Here is a 17,983-nt window from a genome sequence, read left to right as displayed (position 1 = left end):
ATATTATTAGTTAATCTACTTTAAAAAATAAAACCGTATAACATGCTAAAGGGGGAGATTTTTTGACTGTCACAATTTATGATGTTGCGCGTGAAGCAAATGTTTCAATGGCAACAGTATCACGTGTGGTGAATGGAAATCAAAATGTTAAGCCAGCTACAAGAAAAAAAGTGCTGGAAGTGATTGAGCGTCTTGAATATCGTCCAAATGCAGTAGCACGTGGCTTAGCTAGTAAAAAAACAACATCAGTAGGTGTCATTATCCCTGACATTTCGAATAATTTAAATGCAGAGCTTGCACGTGGTATAGAAGATATTGCAACAATGTACCGCTATAATATTATTTTGGCAAACTCAGATCAGAATGAAGAAAAAGAGTTAACATTACTCGATACTATGCTAGGAAAGCAAGTAGATGGAATTGTCATGATGAGTGAGGAAGTAACGGAAACGCTCCAACGGGCAGTAGAGGCTTGTCCAGTCCCGATAGTTTTAGCTGGATCGATAAGTTCAACTGAAAAAGTTGCATCTGTGAATATCGATTACTACAAGGCAGCTTTGGAAGCAGTTCAAATGCTAATTGACAATGGTCATACGCGCATTGCTTTTGTTTCGGGTCCTTTACAATATACAGTTAATGGTGAACGCAAACTAGCAGCGTATAAGGATGCCCTACAAAAAGCAAATATTGCCATTGATGAAGTATTAATTGTTGCTGGGGATGGGTCATATGACGATGGTTTGGAAAGTTGGGTAAATTTAAGCGAACTTGAGAACCCACCTACCGCTATTTTTGTAGGTAATGATGAACTTGCAATTGGTTTAGTTCATGGAATTCAGGATAGCGGGAAAATGGTACCGGAAGATGTGGAAATTATTAGCTTCGAAAATTCCAAATTGGCTCGTATGGTACGCCCACAATTAACAAGTGTTGTATTGCCTTTATACGATATTGGGGCAGTTGCAATGCGTTTATTGACGAAGTATATGAATAAAGAAGAAGTCGATGATCAGCATGTCATCTTGCCACATCGAATAGAAAAGCGTGATTCAAGTAAATAACAAAAAGCCTGTCACAACAATGTGGCAGGCTTTTTGTTATTTTTTGTTCTATGCTACTTGGATTTTGTAAATCACTAATAATTATTTTACTAATAAAGTAGAGCAATTCGCATTTTTGGAGACGTATGTACTAACACTGCCAAATACCATTTCCTGCATTGTATTTAATCCACGACAGCCGATTACAACTAAATCTACATTGTGATGGTTAGCATAGTTTGAAATCATTCGACCTGCAGGACCATGTACGATTGTTAATTTTAAATGGGGATGATTACTTTTTACATAATCAATTTCACGCGATAATTTTTGAATATATTGTTCATCTGTTTGAGTGAGGGTTCCCATATGTAACGGTTCATTTGAAATAGCTTCTGTAGGTATTGAAGAAATAATCTCAATCAACGAGTCCTCTGTAGCAATGCCAACAGCATCTTTTGCAGCACGAAATGAATTTTCAGAACCATCGATTGCCAGTAAAATATGTTTATACATGTAATAGCCCCCAATTTTCTTTATTCTATTTTAGTATATAGGAATATCCCTATTTTAGGAAAATAAAAACTATACAATCTTTGACTAAAGATTGTATAGCATCTTTTAAGAACGATTCTTTTCTGTACGAATAATATGTAGCGCTTTTTCAAGCATTCGTGCATTTTTTTCTTCAATTTCTGCTTTACGAGGAATAGCCTCATATAAAGGTGTTGGATCATCCCAAGTCGGAATGAGAGGAACAGGTGATTCCTGTTGCCATTTATTAAGCCATTTTTGTGGTAGTGGACCAGTTGGTGTAGGTTGGTCAGTCATTTCTGTCCATATATGTGACCAAGCACGTGGTACTACACGCCAAATATCATAGCCTCCGCCACCGACAGCTATCCATCGCCCGCCGCAATATTCATGGGCCAATTTGTGGGCAAGCTTTGGAATTTCCCTATAAATGTTCATCGTTCCATACAAATGAGTTAAAGGATCAAAATAGTGTGCATCTGCTCCGTTTTGAGTTAGTACTACATCCGGTTTAAAAAATTCAAATACTTCACGCATTGATTGCTCATATATTTCTAGGAAGCTCTCATCTTCTGTAAAGGCGTCAATTGGGAAATTAAAGGATGTACCATAGCCCTCGCCATTACCACGTTCCGTAATATTCCCTGTACCCGGAAATAAGTAGCGACCTGTTTCATGGATAGAAAGTGTACATACATTGGGATCATCATAAAATGACCATTGAACACCATCACCATGATGGGCATCTGTATCTACATATAAAACGCGAAGCCCATATTTCTCCTGGATGTATTTAATAGCAACGCTACTATCATTGTATATACAAAAACCGGAAGCTCTTCCACGGAAGCCATGGTGCAGTCCGCCCCCTAAATTTAGTGCATGCTGTGATTTCCCCTGCAAAACAGAGTCGACCGCCTGCAATGTACCCCCTACAAGCAATGCACTTGCTTCGTGCATATTTCGGAACATAGGCGTATCCTCAGTACCAATTCCAAATGGTTCACCCTGTTGTGCGGTTAATTCACCATGACCGGCTTTTTTTACAATTTCAATATACTGCGGGTCATGAGCCAAAGCAATTTCTTCATCTGTTGCAACACGGGCCGGAACGATATCCTCATCGTTTAAAGCCCCAATATTCTTAAGTAAATCAATCGTTAAATGTAGTCGTTTATGATTAAACGGGTGTGTGTCCGAAAATTTGTAAGTAAGTTGATCTGGAGAATAAATAAATACAGCTTTTTTCATAGTGAAACGCCAGGTAAATTCGGCCATAGTACATCGTATCCTTGCTTACGCAAATCCTCGATGATATGAAGCGGATTCATTACTTGTAATCGGACACTTACGATACGTGATTTTGTATTATCGCCATCAGGATATACAAGAACACTTACTACATTTGCTTTATTTTCCTGAAATACTCTTGAAATCTCAAAAAGCATGCCAGGTTGATTGCTAACTCGGATATCTATTTTTGAACCTGGCTGATGTGCCCCTGTTAATTCAATATATGTGTAAAGTAAATCTGTTGTAGTAACAATACCGACTAATTTACCGGCAGATACAATTGGCAAACAGCTGATTTTAGCATCATAAAATATTGAAGCAACTTCTTCAACAAAATCTAAAGGATGACCGACTATTGGATTCTTCACCATTATTTCTTCGATGGGTGAATCATAGATAGTAGAGTTCGGTTCTTCTCGTAAACATGATGGTAATGCGTTTTTTAAGTCATGATCTGTAATGATTCCGACAACTATATCGTCAGAACTTACAATTGGTACGTGGCGGATTTTTTCTTCCCGCATAAGGCGGACGGCATCGCGTACCGTATTCTCGGGAAGGAGTGTATGTATATCCCTTTTCATAATTTCCTCGACAATCATTTTTCAATCCCCTTTGCAATAAGAATTAATACATGAAACGACTTCTAAAGCGAAGTTTGTCAAATCTTTCAAGTGTCTCGGTTCCTACACGTGACCCGACACGAGCCATTAAACAGTTTGCAGGATGGGACGTTATTTCAGGGTCGTCTGTAGCGTAATATTCAAAATTGGCGGTAGTCATCATTCTCTCCATCATATTCCGATAATCCCAAACTGATAAACCTGTTCCTTTGAGGTCCCAATGCCAATAATATTCAGTCGTGATAACTAAATAATCTTCCATAGCATCATCCATAAAGGAAACTTCGAGCAGTTTCTTTCCTGCACCCGTACCTCTATAAGAGGGTATTACCTCAATAGCACCAAGTTCAATCATATTAGGAATACGATCTTCTGCCCAACGCTCTAAAGGATCAGGATAAAGAAATGTCACATAGCCCACGATGATATCATCTTTTCGTATAATAATTATACGTCCTTCTTCTAGCCCGGCAATTTCGACTAGTGCTTTATGCTGTTGATGAGAAGGTCGAAATGCTTTCAGGTCTTCGTGTAATGAGTAGGATGCAAGTTTTTCTGAGGAAACGGGCCCTTCCACTAAAACATTACCATTCTTCGATTCGAATTCAAGACAATAGTATTTTTTTACATGATTCATAATCACACCACCTGCTTGTAATACCTCCATTATACTCTATTTAATGCGAAAATACGCTTTATTTTACGATAAATAACTAAATTGTTAGAAAATTATAAATGTTTTGCCCATTATAGTATTTTTATTGTAAAATGGTTGTATGTTTTAAAGAAAGGGGAAATTTCATGGGGACAAAAACAGTTGAAAAACTAGCAGTAATTCCAGGGGAACATAATTTGAAAAATTATGAGGATGCAGCTGCAAATCATGATTGGGTCAATACTGAGAAGGCATTTTCTTGGTATGAAACGGGGAAGATTAATATTGCATATGAAGCAATAGATCGACATGTCGAAACACATCGGAAAAATAAAGTAGCACTTTATTATAATGATGGGCATCGAAAAGAGTCATATTCTTTCTTTGATATGAAACGCAACTCGAATAAAGCGGCAAATGTACTGAAGGAGAAAGCAAATTTGCGAAAAGGGGATCGTATATTTGTATTCATGCCACGTACACCGGAGCTTTATTTCAGCTTATTAGGGGCATTAAAAATAGGGGCAATTGTTGGACCGTTATTTGAGGCATTTATGGAAGGGGCCGTTTATGACCGTTTAATGGATAGTGAGGCAGTTGCAATTATAACAACACCATCATTATTAAATCGGGTACCTATCGAGAAGCTTCCACATTTAAAGACTATTTTTGTAGTTGGAGAAGATGTTGAGGAAACGGATAAAATATTGGACTTTAATAAATATTTCAAAGAGGCACCTCAAGATTTTGACATTGAATGGGTCGATAAAGAGGATGGCTCCATTTTACATTATACATCTGGTTCTACCGGTACTCCAAAAGGTGTATTGCATGTGCATTATGCAATGGTACAGCAATATCAAACCGCTCAATGGGTACTTGATTTAAAAGAGAATGACATTTATTGGTGTACAGCTGATCCAGGTTGGGTAACAGGAACAGCATATGGTATTTTTGGACCTTGGTTGAATGGGGTTACTAATGTAATTATTGGTGGTCGCTTCAGCCCGCAAGCATGGTATGGTGCGATTGAAGAATATGGTGTTACTGTTTGGTATAGTGCACCAACTGCATTCAGAATGTTAATGGGTGCTGGTCCAAGTATGATCAGCAAATACAATCTATCTTCATTACGACATGTTTTATCCGTTGGGGAACCTTTAAACCCTGAAGTAGTGAAATGGGGAATGGAGATCCTAAATCACCGTATTCATGATACATGGTGGATGACAGAAACAGGCGGACATATGATATGCAATTTCCCAGCGATGGAGATCAAACCAGGATCTATGGGAAAACCAGTTCCGGGAGTATATGCTACGATTGTGGATGATCAGGGAAATGAAGTACCACCATACACAATGGGGAATTTAGCAATTCGAAAAGGCTGGCCAGCTATGATGCGCCAAATTTGGGGGAATCCTGAACGATATAATTCTTATTTTTTAAAAGGTGAATGGTACGTATCAGGTGACTCAGCATATAAGGATGAGGACGGATATTTTTGGTTCCAAGGGCGTGTAGATGATGTAATTATGACGGCAGGTGAGCGTGTCGGTCCGTTCGAGGTAGAAAGTAAATTACTTGAACATCCGGATGTAATAGAAGCGGGTGTCATCGGAAAACCGGATCCTGTGCGCGGGGAAATCATTAAAGCATTCATTTCATTGCGTGAAGGGGTAGAGCCAAGTGATGAACTTGAAGCAAATATTAGAGAATTTGTAAAAACAGGATTATCTGCCCATGCAGCACCACGTGAAATAGAATTTAAAGATAAGTTGCCAAAAACACGAAGTGGAAAAATCATGCGCCGAGTATTGAAAGCATGGGAATTAAACTTACCAACGGGTGATTTATCCACTATGGAAGACTAATCCTTTTCACATTTGCATATGCTATGGGGCGCTTACATATGTAGGCGCTTTTTTTACTATTAATATAATGAGGCTATAAGAAAGGCAATTAGTGCTTTTCACCTTAAATACTCAAATAATTGAACGATAATTTGGAATTATCTATGATTATATAAAAATACAGTTGACTAAATAAATATACATAACTATACTTATTTTTATCTTTTAGATTTCATTAATGTATTTTTTGGCAATAAAAAAATTAGAGGTGACAAAGATGAAAGTAAGTATTATTGGTGCCACAGGGTATGGCGGTCTGGAATTATTGCGTTTCTTGCATAACCATAAAGAAGTAGAAGAAATAGGATTATTTACATCATCTGAGGAAGGAACAGTATTTTCAGATAAATTCCCTCACTTAACAGATATTTATAATCAACCATTATTGAAAATAGATTACGATGTATTAGCAAAATCCGATGTTGTCTTTGCAAGTACACCGTCTGGGGTATCAAGTACTCTATTTCCACCTTTAGTAAACCGAGGTCCAAAACTAATCGATTTATCAGGGGATTTTCGATTGAAAAACCTTGAAAGCTATGAATCTTGGTATAAGAAAAAGCCGGCACCGAAAGAAGCTGTTGAAAAGAGTGTATATGGATTAACAGAGTGGAATGAAGCAGCCATCAAGAAATCGGATTTAATTGCAAATCCAGGTTGCTATCCAACAGCAGTTCTCTTATCCATCCTGCCCCTTATAAAGCATCAGCTGATTGATCCAAGTTTTTTAGTCATTGATGCAAAGAGCGGAATATCCGGCGCTGGCAATAAACCATCAAATACTACACATTACAGTGAAGCAAATGAAAGCTTTTCAATATATAAAATTAATGAGCATCAACATATTCCTGAAATAGAACAAGCAATTTCGATGTTTACCGATACCGAAACAACTATTACGTTTAACACACATTTAGTGCCGATGACACGGGGGATTTTAGCTACTTCCTATGCACAGGTAACAAAAGGTGTGACCCAAAAGCAATTAGTTGATTGTTTAACTACAACGTATGAGAATCACCCTTTCGTACGTGTCATTCAGGAAGCGTCATCTATTGGAACTAACCGCGTAAAAGGTTCGAATTATTGCGATATTTATGTGAAGCTCGATGAACGGACGAATCGCGCAACAATTATTGGGGTTATCGATAACTTAGTAAAAGGGGCTGCAGGGCAGGCAATCCAAAACATGAATGTTCAGTTTGGGTTGCCACAGCAAACAGGCCTACAACTTGTACCGTACTTTATTTAAACATTAGGAGGAACATCAAATGGCTTCAACAATTGAAATGAAAAAACTATCTAGCAAAAATATCGTATCACCAAAAGGCTTTACTGCAGCAGGTGTTCATTGCGGTATTAAACATAAGAAAAAAGATTTAGCGATTTTAGTCAGTGATGTACCAGCAAGTGTAGCGGGCGTATTTACAACAAATGCTGTTCAAGCGGCCCCTCTTAAAGTAACAAAGGAAGTTGTATATGGAACGAAAAAAATGCAGGCAATGATTGTGAATTCAGGAAATGCTAATGCTTGCACAGGTAAACAAGGGATAGCAGATGCTTACGAAATGCAAAGACTTGCTGCACTAAAGCTCGGCATTTCTGAAGATTTGGTTGGGGTAGCATCCACAGGTGTTATTGGGGAAATTATGAAAATGGAGCCTATTAAAAAAGGGATGGAAATGTTGTTACCGGATTCCAAACTTGAAAGTGGAATTGATTTTTCACAAGCAATCCTGACAACAGATACAGTAATGAAAAATACAACATACGCTACAATTATAGACGGTAAAGAAGTGATTGTATCAGGAACAGCAAAAGGTTCAGGTATGATCGAACCGAATATGGCGACTATGTTGGGCTTTATTACGACAGATGCAAATATTGAATCAGATGAATTGCAAAAAGCATTATCTAATGTAACGGATTGTACATTCAACTCAATTACAGTAGATGGGGATACATCAACAAATGATACGGTAGTAGTTATGGCAAATGGTTTAGCCGGTAATGAACCACTATCACCTGCACATCCGGATTGGGAGAATTTTTATACAGCATTACGATTAGTGTCAGAAGACTTAGCAAAATCGATTGCACGTGATGGAGAAGGCGCAACAAAACTAATTGAAGTTGAGGTAGATGGTGCCATTTCTGATGAAGAGGCAAGAAAAATTGCAAAAACAGTTGTCGGTTCCCCTCTTGTAAAAACAGCAGTTTTCGGCTGTGATGCAAACTGGGGTCGTATTATCGCGGCAGTTGGCTATTCAGGTGCTGTAGTAGATCCTGATAAAATTACAATAAAAATTGGCGGAGCGACAATGGTAGAAAATGGTGAGCCAATTAACTTTTCAGAAGAAGCACTGATCGAAATCCTAAAGCAGCATGAAGTTAAAATCTTTGTGTCTTTAGAAGTGGGAGAAGGTCACGGCTTTGCATGGGGGTGTGATTTAACTTATGACTACGTTCAAATCAACGCATCATACCGCTCGTAAAATGGTCATAAAGTTGGGCGGAAGCACATTGGAAGGTCTTAACGAGGCCTTCTTTCGTAATTTCAAAGCCCTTCAAGATCAGGGGATTCAACTCATTATTACCCATGGGGGAGGACCTGCGATTAATCGTGAATTAGCCGCCGCTAACATTCAATCTCAAACTGTAAACGGTTTACGGGTAACGAATGAAGAAATGATTGGAATTGTTCAATCAACTTTAATCGGTAAAGTTAATCCTGCATTAGTTCATGAACTCAATGCTGCAGGAATTGAGTCTGTAGGGTTAAATGGTTTTGATCAAACCTTGTTGGAAAGTGAATTTTTAGATTTTGAAACTTATAAATTTGTAGGTAAGGTAAAAAGTGTTAATGTAAACTTATTAAATACATTAACTGAAAGTGGTATTGTCCCTGTAATTGCCTGCATTGGTGCAACAAAGGATGGGCATGCACTTAATATTAATGGAGATACAGTGGCAAGTGAAATTGCATTGGCAGTAGGTGCAGATCGTTTACTCCTCGTTACAGATGTTGCAGGTATTCGGATAAAAGATGAATTTCAATCAGAAGCCACGCCAAATTTAATTAAGCAATGGATTGACGAAGGAGATATATACGGCGGTATGATACCGAAAGTACAGGGTGCTTTAAATTGTTTAGAGTCGGGAATACCATCTGTCCAAATTGTCAATGAAACATTAACCGGTACAACTATTTTAAGTGAGGAGCTAGTAAAATGAGTGCATTATTTCAAAATTACGTAAGAAGACCTTTCGCTATAGTTGAAGGGAAAGGAACTGAAGTATTCGATACTACAGGAAAACGCTATTTAGATTTTACAAGTGGAATAGCTGTCTGTAGCTTAGGTCATGCCAATCCTGCAATTGTAGAGGCAATTCAGCAGCAAAGTGAAAAACTATGGCATATTAGTAACTTATTTGAGAGCCCAGGTCAAGAGAAGCTGGCGGCATCCTTAGTGAAAGATTTACATCTATCCTATGCTTTTTTCTGTAATAGTGGAGCAGAGGCAAACGAGGCTGCAATTAAATTGGCTCGAAAGCATACAGGGAAGCATAAAATAATCGTTTTCGAACAAAGCTTTCATGGACGTACATTCGGTGCAATGAGTGCGACTGGTCAAGATAAAGTACGTAACGGCTTCGGACCTTTAGTGAGTGAATTTATTACATTACCGTTTAATGATGTAGATGCTTTAAAAGCAGCAGCCGACTCTGAAACAGCAGCAATTATGCTGGAGATGATTCAAGGTGAAGGTGGGGTAAATTCTGTATCAGATGAATTTGCGCAAGCTATTCACGACATTCAGCAATCAACGGATATTTTAGTAATCGCCGATGAAGTACAAACGGGAATTGGGCGTACAGGTACCCGTTTTGCATTTGAGCAAACTGTAATTAAGCCTAATATTGTATCAATGGCGAAAGGTCTAGGAGGAGGTTTTCCTATTGGAGGCATTCTCGGTACAGAGGAACTATTTAATACGTTTAACGCAGGAACACATGGCACGACATTCGGTGGAAATCCACTAGCAGTGTCAGTAGCACAAACAGTTATTGATCATATATTTAATGATGAATTTTTACAATCTGTAAAACAAAAATCAAGCTATTTTGTAAATAAACTTAAAGAAGCGTTCCCGAACTATACTGTTCAAGGAAAAGGTTTAATGCTTGGATTAGGATTAGGTGGAGAAGACGTAGCGCCATATGTAGCTGCTTTAGATAAAGCTGGATTGTTAACTGTAGCGGCGGGTCCGAAAGTAATACGCTTATTGCCACCATTAACAGTAAGTGAGCAGGAAATTGATGAAGCTGTAGACATTCTAAAAGGTGTATTACAAACTGATAAAATTACAACTCTATAAATAATTTAAAAGAGTTTAGGACAAAACGAAAAATATCCATTTTCCTGAAGGGAAAATGGATATTTTTCTGTTTCTACCAGAATTGATTTCCGTTGCGGGGACGCTTTCCGGGGGCGTGAGGCCGACACGATGTCGGTCACAAAAGCGTTGCCACAGGACGTGGCGTTCTTAGCCTTTGTTCCTAGTCTCAGGCGTCACGCTCATCCCCCAGGAGTCGCCCCTTCACTCCAATCAATTCATAAAGTATCAGTTTCTTAATAAGGAAATTTCTCTTATACAAAGAAATTCTACTTATGTCTCAGCCCCAGTTTTTTTATAAATTAATCAATAGTTGTTTCTGGATCGATTTCTATATCGTCTAAATCTTCTTCTATGATCTCTCCTGGTACAGTATTCTCTTCATCTTCGGGTTCAGGTGGCGCAGTATAAACTTCCCCAACTTCATTCGAATAACCCGACTCCAGGCCAGTAATATCAACAGCAACAACGACATACCTAACGCCTTCTGACACAGACATTTGGAACCCTTCGTAAGACTTTAATGATCTTACAAGTGATGTGCCTTCATTTGTAATACTGTATACACGGTAGCCAACCACATCATTGGATGCTGAAGCCGTCCATGATAATGAGCCATTTGCCAATGTTGCAAATACAGCTTCAGGTGGAGCACCATCCGCTTCGAACTGGGCACCTGATACAACACCATTACCAGTACTAAATGGCAATAGCTTTGATGCATCCCCGCCGAGCCTACCTAGCATACGGTCAATAAAGGCCTGATTCAATCCGAATCCACTCATTTGGACAAACTCAGTTGGTGTACTTGGTAGTGCCGCATAAGTACTGCCGTTAATTACTACAGAAGTAGATGAAACGAAACTATCATCTGGCTGTGTAGGTAAAAATACATTTTTGTTAAATAAATCGGAAATGACTAAACCAGCATTTGAACAAGATGTGGAAGCAGCTAATCCGGATATTCCACAGAACGACTGCGTAACAACACCTTCTGGCTTTTTGAATGTTTCCTTCGTACCGATTAATTCTGGATCGATATCATAAAGCGTATTTAAATAACTTGCCCATAATCGGTTGACACGATTACTAGGGTGCTGATAACGATTATTAAATGCATAAAGAGTACGAGGCTGGTCATAACCTAACCAGACACCGACTGAGATATTCGGGTTATAGCCTACTAGCCAAACGTCTTTATGATCCTGTGTTGTACCTGTTTTAGCTGCAAAGTCTGAAGAGAACTTTAACTGACTTTTCGCTAAAGTTGCGGTACCGCCTTGTTGAAGTACATCACGTAACATATCTGTCATCATATAGGCAGTTTCCGGACTGAATACCTCCACCGGCTCAACTTTATGTTCATAAACAACATTACCATCTAAATCCTCGATACGCTCAATCATATAGGCATCTATGAATTTTCCTTCATTTGCAAATGTAGTATAAGCATTTGTATTTTCCTCGACTGTTGCCCCATGAGTAATACCACCAATGGCTGTAGATAAATGCACATAATCTCCTTCAGTTAACTTAGAAAAGCCCATTTTATCTAAATACGTAGCAGGACGGCGATCTAAAATTGAGTCATACAAACGTAACAAAGCCAAGTTTTGAGAAGAAGCAACTGCCTGACGTGCAGGAATAATACCTAATTCCTGTGTAGGAATATAGTTTACAGGTTCGTAATTATCATAATCACGTTTAAACTTAACATCTACTACCGGGCTACCCGCCCCGATTACACCATATTCCAGTGCCGGTGCATAAGCAAGTAATGGTTTCATAGTTGATCCATTTGATCGATAAGCTTGTGTAGCATGATTTAACTGTTCTAACTGGTGGTCACGTCCACCGACGAAGCTTAAAATACGACCTGTTTTATTATCGATAATGATACTTCCTGTTTGAACAGGCACATCCACTTCGATTTCTTCACCTGTTTCTGGATCTTTTTCTTTTTTCTTATATGTTTGACCATACAAGGTAAATTCTTCTGTCACATTTCGCATAGCATCATACATATCTTTATTGATTGTCGAATAAATACGATACCCTCCAGAACGAATTGTACGGTCTGCTAAAATAGAGTATTTTTCGTTTAAGTTCTTTTCTTCTTTTAAACGGTCTGGGTCAATTCCGTCTTCTTCAGCAAGTATTTTTGCGAAAATTTCTTTTGCTCGCATTTCTAGCTCAGCTGTTAGCCAAGGATATTTGTCCTCTGGTCGTTCTTCATAACCCTTCAAATCTTTTGTAATATCATAGCCTATTGCTTCGTTATATTCTTTTTCCGAAATATAGCCTACTTCCTGCATACGATATAATACCGTTTTCATACGGTCGATACCTGGTTTCATTCCCTCAGCACTCTTTTGTTCACCCTTATTTGTAAATGGTGTGTATTTAAAAGGAGCTTGAGGTATTCCGGCAATATAGGCTGCTTGTGGTAAATTTAGCTTAGAAGCTGGAATACCAAAAATACCTTGGGCTGCTGTTTCAATTCCGGCAATATTCCGACCAGAAGAATTCCGACCATAAGGAATAATGTTAAGGTATGCTTCCAAAATTTCTTCTTTGCTCATAAATTTCTCGAGACGAAAAGCGAGTAGTATTTCTTTTGCTTTACGCTCATACGAAACTTCATTTGTAAGTATTTGGTTTTTTATTAACTGCTGTGTTAAAGTAGAGCCACCAGTTTGTGTAGAGGAGTTCGATACATCCTGTAGTAACCCACGTAAAACTGCTTTTGGTACAATTCCTTCATGCTCGCGGAAATATTCATCTTCCGTAGCAAGCACCGCATTTATAACTATTGGAGATATATTAGCAAGCGATGTCTCACGTCGGTCTAAGTCTGTTCGAATTTTTCCTATGTAAATATCGTTTGCAAAGTAAAGTTCACTTGTTTCTTCATAGCTGAATATTTGCTCGCGCATCTCTTCTTTTGATCGCAAAGGTTCATCCTTTGTTAATGATGCGAAGTAACCTGCACCTACACCCCCAACAAATAACAGCGTAGTAGCAACAAAAATTACTGCTAATAAGGTTAAATTCCAGAATACGCCACCAGTAATTCGTACGTAGCGCATCTGTTTTGAAGAAACAAGGGATTCGATTTTTTTATTAAATTTATCAAGCCATTCTTTCACAACATCGCCCTCCTAAAATCTTGTTTATTATAGCATATTTGATATATAAACGAATATATTTATTGACAACATCTATTTTCTAGGTAGAATAGAAAATATAAATTTCAGGCAAAGAAGAGTTTGCAGTAATAAATGTGTTCCCTGATTAGAGAGCTGGCGGTTGGTGAAAGCCAGAGAAAGCGCATTTATGAATTACGTACTTGGAGCTTGGACGGATCGTCACGTTATAGACGCTTAAAGTGGAAGAAAAGTTTTTAATTTTCTTCAAGCTGGGTGGTACCGCGTTAAATGAGAAATTTGACGTCCCTGCATGCATTGGCGTGTAGGGGCGTTTTTTGTTTCCTTACATAGCGAATAACAACACATGTAAAAGGAGAGAAAAATAATGAATGAATTACTGCAAGATTTAGAATGGCGCGGTTTGTTATACCAACAAACGGACGCTGAAGGTATGGAAAAGCTTTTAAACGAGGAGAAGGTTTCATTATATGTAGGTGTCGATCCAACAGCAGATTCGATGCATATCGGTCATATCGTACCATTACTTACATTACGCCGTTTCCAAAAAGCGGGTCATACACCGATTTTATTAGTTGGGGGAGCTACAGGTACTGTCGGGGATCCGTCAGGACGTTCTGAAGAGCGCCAACTACAGACGATGGAGCAAATCGACAAAAACGTTCAAGGTCTAAAAAAACAAATGGAGCGTTTATTCGACTTCTCATCAGATGCAGCAAACGGTGCTGTATTAGTTAATAATAATGATTGGGTTGGCCCAATGTCATTAATTGATTTTTTACGTGATTACGGGAAATTAATTAATGTAAACTACATTTTAAATAAAGACACAGTAGCTTCACGCTTAGATTCAGGTATTTCATTTACTGAATTTGCTTACACATTAATTCAAGGTATCGACTTCAATCATTTATACGATCACCATAATGTTCGTATTCAAGTAGGTGGCTCGGATCAGTGGGGCAATATTACGACGGGATTGGAAATGATTCGTAAAACACACGATGAAAATGCAAAAGCATTCGGTATTACGATTCCTCTTGTAACAAAAGCAGATGGTACAAAATTTGGTAAAACAGCAGGTGGCGCAGTATGGTTAGATGCTGAAAAAACATCACCATATGAGTTCTACCAGTTTTGGATCAACACTGCAGATGCAGACGTTGTCAAATACCTTAAAATCTTTACTTTCTTAACACGTGAAGAAATTGAAGCATTAGCAGTAAGTGTGGAAGAAGAGCCGCATTTACGTAAAGCACAAAAAGCTTTAGCTGAAGAGATGACACGCCTTATCCACGGTGAAACTGGTCTAGAAGCAGCGGAGCGTATTACAAAAGCGTTATTCTCAGGGGATTTAAAAGCACTATCAGTAGATGAAATGAAAGTAGCATTTGCTGGCGTTCCATCTGTAGAGGTAGCAAAAGAAGACAAAAACATTGTTGAGTTAATTGTAGAAGCCGGCATTTCATCGTCAAAACGCCAAGCACGTGAAGATGTAACAAACGGTGCGATCAGCGTAAACGGAGAAAAGGTTACAGAGTTGGAATATTTGATTGATGGAAAAGACCGATTAGAAGATGCATTCGCGATTATCCGTCGAGGAAAGAAAAAATATCACATGGTGAAATTTGTATAACTAAATGATTTTGACACGCCTTGGAAATAAAGTTTTCCAAGGCGTTTTTTAAAGGAATATTAGGAATTAGAAAGAACGTAATAATGAGAAGGGAGAGATGATATGGAGAAAAAATCTTATTGGGGACAAATTGGAATGGCCATTTTTGTATTGCTGGGAGCAAGCTTTTTCACGTTTGTTATTGTTTTCACGTTTCTACTGGCGGGCAACATTCATTACATACCGCTAATAATTGCAATAGCTTCAATTTTATATATAGGTTTTGTGCTTCAAATTTTTGATGTATTTTATCAAAAGAAGAAGCGTGTGAAAGTATTTTGGGGACTAGCTGGGATTATTATAGCTATTACATGTATTCAACCAATATATAAGTGGTTGGATAGCAGAGTGCCTACTGTTGATGCTGAGGTTAATATTTATCAGTATGAACCGTTTGTAGAAGGCAATCAACTAGTGGAGCTTGAACAAACTGCGTCATTAAAATTAGAAGAACCTTTACCGGTCATCGATGGTGCGACGGCATTGTATCCACTCTATGCCGCGATTGCTCAAGAAGTATATCCTGAAAAAAATTATAACCCATATAAGAGTGAGGTAATGGTTAACCAAACACATGAAGCCTATACAAATTTGATTTTAGGAAGGGCAGACCTAATCTTCGCAGCAGGACCTTCTGAAAATCAAATAAGGCGAGCAGAAGATAAGGGCTTTGAATTGGTATTAACGCCTATTGGAAAAGAGGCATTCGTCTTTTTCGTGAATAGTAAAAATAATATTGACGGTTTATCGTTGGAACAAATCAAAGGAATATATTCCGGTGAGATTACAAATTGGTCTGAAGTTGGTGGGGATAATGATGAAATTCGTGCATTCCAAAGACCACAGGATAGTGGATCTCAAACTGCTTTGCAACGTCTAATGGGGGATACACCTTTAATGGAGGCGCCAACTGAAGATATCGCGACAGGCATGGGGGGAATTATTAATGAGGTTTCCCAATATAAAAATTACAAAAATGCAATTGGTTATACATTCCGATATTACTCAAATGAAATGGTGCGGAATAAAGAAATAAAACTATTGAAAGTTAACGGGGTAGCTCCTACAAAAGAAACAATTCGCTCCAATGCCTATCCAATTGCTTCGGAATTTTATATTGTGACGGCCGGTGAGCCAATTGGCAATGTAAAAACATTAATTGATTGGATCTTGTCAGAAGAAGGTCAATCTTTAATAGAAAAAGCAGGGTATGTTTCCATAACTTCAGGAGAATAGTGGTTGAAAAATAAGAGAATCATATTTAAGTACAATAATTTTGAATCGCCCACAGTATGCCAGTATAATAGAGTATAGACATATTTTTAGGGGGATTTTGTTTTGAATGAGCAATTGACACATGCAGTCGATGATCGACATGCGGTATTAAGTATTGCTACCAAACCTCGTGATACCATTCGTTATGTTCTAACACATAAAAAGTTATCTTATTTCATTATCGTAGGTATTATCGGTATGTTTGCAAGCAATTTAATTAGCTTTATCGGCTCGGATTTTACAGGGGCATATACTTTAGGTGATATCGTTTATTCGACATTATTATCAAGTTTATTGCTCTACTTTCTTTCTACAGCTTTATCAGCGGGTGTTTTGACACTATCAGCAAAAGCATTCGGCGGGATAGGTAAGTTTAAAGAAATGTTCCGCATGATTAGTGTAACGATGATTCCTTATATTTGGATATTACCGATACTATTGTTTTGGATGCAATTTGCGCCGCAATCTTTTTTTAATATTACTTATATTGAAACATCATTAAGTGATTTAATCTTACAGTTTGTATGTGGTACGTTTATAATTATCGCCAGTTTATGGACATATGTTATTACAGTAGTTGGTATTTCAGAAGTGCACCGAATTTCAACATGGAAAGCATTTTTCGCTTCCTTTATTGTGATAATAGTATTAATGGTAAGCGCTGGTTATTTATTGTTTTAAAAAAAGACATTCACATTGTAGCATCTTGTGAATGTCTTTTTATTTTGTAAAGTAAAACATTAAGACGGGTTAATCACATCTGGATTATTGCCATTTTGAATATGACTATTTGATCCGGTAATGTCATAAGCAATTAATGTTACGTTCAACTTTTCTTCCAGTTGTTTGATTGCACTAAGTTTTTCACTATTCAGTTCGGCAAATTTTGCATCTTCCAAAAAAATCACATCCTTTATTAAATTATAAAATAAGTATGAGGGATATTTTAATATTTATCCGTTTGCAGAAATGTGTTATTGGGGTATACAAATAGTAACGCAAGATAAGTTATGTGAAGTAAATTATTCCCGCATCAATACAAAAGTTTGATGTTTTTCTCTGAAGTTGAATAAGAAAAAAGTAAACTTATCAGAGTAATAGCTTGTCCTTAGGTTTCTTATTTGCGTGCAATTGTAGGTAGAAGTTGGGAGGTGTAACAATGGAATCTTATAATGTTTCTATTTTAATAAATGAATCAGATAAAAAAGTTAAAGACAATATAAAACTTGATTATCAAACATTAGATTTAATAGTCAAATCTAATGGAGTATGGTTTGATGACAAAGGACATTCAGTTGTAAGTGTTCATATAGGTTTAGAAAATGATGCAACAATTTATATTTCTGAATAAAATATATTTCGTTCAGCTACTTAAGTAATATAAAAAGTACAATAAAAAAGCCCTAGAAAC

16 protein-coding genes and 1 other annotated feature are annotated in these 17,983 nt (G+C 37.7%); of the genes, 10 read left to right on the top strand and 6 right to left on the bottom strand.

Going from position 1 to position 17,983, the window contains the following annotated elements:
• Positions 1-62 precede the first annotated feature (62 nt).
• Entirely contained in the window at positions 63-1,061 is a 999-nt protein-coding gene (gene ccpA, locus NYE67_RS14580) for a catabolite control protein A (RefSeq protein WP_340730344.1), read from the top strand.
• 81 nt (positions 1,062-1,142) lie between these two features.
• On the opposite strand, the gene NYE67_RS14575 is transcribed toward ccpA, so the two are convergent.
• The 4 genes from NYE67_RS14575 to NYE67_RS14560 form a co-directional block, all read right to left on the bottom strand.
• Positions 1,143-1,556 (bottom strand): universal stress protein, encoded by a 414-nt coding sequence (locus NYE67_RS14575; protein WP_340730343.1) that lies wholly within the window; start codon positions 1,554-1,556, stop codon positions 1,143-1,145.
• 105 nt (positions 1,557-1,661) lie between these two features.
• Positions 1,662-2,825: an acetoin utilization protein AcuC gene (locus tag NYE67_RS14570; protein ID WP_340730342.1), complete on the bottom strand. Its 1,164-nt coding sequence runs from the start codon at positions 2,823-2,825 to the stop codon at positions 1,662-1,664.
• Entirely contained in the window at positions 2,822-3,469 is a 648-nt protein-coding gene (locus NYE67_RS14565) for an acetoin utilization AcuB family protein (protein WP_191700605.1), read from the bottom strand. The genes NYE67_RS14570 and NYE67_RS14565 overlap by 4 nt, the downstream gene beginning before the upstream one ends.
• Positions 3,470-3,494: 25 nt before the next feature.
• The gene (locus tag NYE67_RS14560; RefSeq protein ID WP_191700604.1) at positions 3,495-4,127 is read right to left on the bottom strand and encodes a GNAT family N-acetyltransferase; all 633 of its coding nucleotides are present in this window, start codon (positions 4,125-4,127) and stop codon (positions 3,495-3,497) included.
• Positions 4,128-4,291: 164 nt separating this feature from the next.
• On the opposite strand from NYE67_RS14560, the gene acsA reads away from it, so the two are divergent.
• The 5 genes from acsA to NYE67_RS14535 all read left to right on the top strand — a co-directional run bounded on the left by acsA (position 4,292) and on the right by NYE67_RS14535 (position 10,437).
• Entirely contained in the window at positions 4,292-6,019 is a 1,728-nt protein-coding gene (gene acsA, locus NYE67_RS14555; protein ID WP_191700603.1) for an acetate--CoA ligase, read from the top strand.
• Positions 6,020-6,275: 256 nt separating this feature from the next.
• On the top strand, positions 6,276-7,310 hold the full coding sequence (gene argC, locus NYE67_RS14550; RefSeq protein ID WP_340730341.1) for an N-acetyl-gamma-glutamyl-phosphate reductase: 1,035 nt from the start codon (positions 6,276-6,278) through the stop codon (positions 7,308-7,310).
• Positions 7,311-7,329: 19 nt separating this feature from the next.
• Positions 7,330-8,553: a bifunctional ornithine acetyltransferase/N-acetylglutamate synthase gene (argJ, locus tag NYE67_RS14545; protein ID WP_340730340.1), complete on the top strand. Its 1,224-nt coding sequence runs from the start codon at positions 7,330-7,332 to the stop codon at positions 8,551-8,553.
• Entirely contained in the window at positions 8,516-9,292 is a 777-nt protein-coding gene (gene argB / locus NYE67_RS14540) for an acetylglutamate kinase (RefSeq protein ID WP_340730339.1), read from the top strand. Before argJ ends, argB begins: the two co-directional genes overlap by 38 nt.
• On the top strand, positions 9,289-10,437 hold the full coding sequence (locus NYE67_RS14535) for an acetylornithine transaminase (protein ID WP_340730338.1): 1,149 nt from the start codon (positions 9,289-9,291) through the stop codon (positions 10,435-10,437). The genes argB and NYE67_RS14535 overlap by 4 nt, the downstream gene beginning before the upstream one ends.
• A gap of 320 nt (positions 10,438-10,757) precedes the next feature.
• Here NYE67_RS14535 and NYE67_RS14530 read toward each other — a convergent pair whose 3' ends face one another.
• The gene (locus tag NYE67_RS14530) at positions 10,758-13,604 is read right to left on the bottom strand and encodes a transglycosylase domain-containing protein (protein ID WP_340730337.1); all 2,847 of its coding nucleotides are present in this window, start codon (positions 13,602-13,604) and stop codon (positions 10,758-10,760) included.
• 102 nt (positions 13,605-13,706) lie between these two features.
• Positions 13,707-13,915, top strand: a binding site (T-box leader).
• A 71-nt stretch (positions 13,916-13,986) separates the two neighbouring features.
• Between NYE67_RS14530 and tyrS the strand changes: the two genes are divergently transcribed.
• The 3 genes from tyrS (at position 13,987) to NYE67_RS14515 (ending at position 17,253) form a co-directional block, all read left to right on the top strand.
• Positions 13,987-15,258, top strand: coding sequence for a tyrosine--tRNA ligase (gene tyrS / locus NYE67_RS14525; RefSeq protein ID WP_340730917.1), 1,272 nt, complete (start codon positions 13,987-13,989; stop codon positions 15,256-15,258).
• A 102-nt stretch (positions 15,259-15,360) separates the two neighbouring features.
• Positions 15,361-16,533, top strand: coding sequence for a PstS family phosphate ABC transporter substrate-binding protein (locus NYE67_RS14520; protein WP_340730336.1), 1,173 nt, complete (start codon positions 15,361-15,363; stop codon positions 16,531-16,533).
• 102 nt (positions 16,534-16,635) lie between these two features.
• A complete protein-coding gene (locus NYE67_RS14515) occupies positions 16,636-17,253 on the top strand; it encodes a YIP1 family protein (protein ID WP_340728693.1) in 618 nt (205 codons plus the stop codon).
• Between the two features lie 59 nt (positions 17,254-17,312).
• On the opposite strand, the gene NYE67_RS14510 is transcribed toward NYE67_RS14515, so the two are convergent.
• Positions 17,313-17,480: a uroporphyrinogen-III decarboxylase gene (locus tag NYE67_RS14510; RefSeq protein WP_340728692.1), complete on the bottom strand. Its 168-nt coding sequence runs from the start codon at positions 17,478-17,480 to the stop codon at positions 17,313-17,315.
• A 251-nt stretch (positions 17,481-17,731) separates the two neighbouring features.
• Between NYE67_RS14510 and NYE67_RS14505 the strand changes: the two genes are divergently transcribed.
• Positions 17,732-17,923, top strand: coding sequence for a hypothetical protein (locus tag NYE67_RS14505; RefSeq protein ID WP_340730335.1), 192 nt, complete (start codon positions 17,732-17,734; stop codon positions 17,921-17,923).
• The last annotated feature ends 60 nt before the right edge of the window (positions 17,924-17,983 follow it).

Source organism: Solibacillus sp. FSL W8-0474 (assembly GCF_038004065.1).
GTDB classification, from domain to species: Bacteria; Bacillota; Bacilli; order Bacillales_A; family Planococcaceae; genus Solibacillus; species Solibacillus faecavium.
This window is presented reverse-complemented; position numbering and strand designations above follow the sequence as displayed.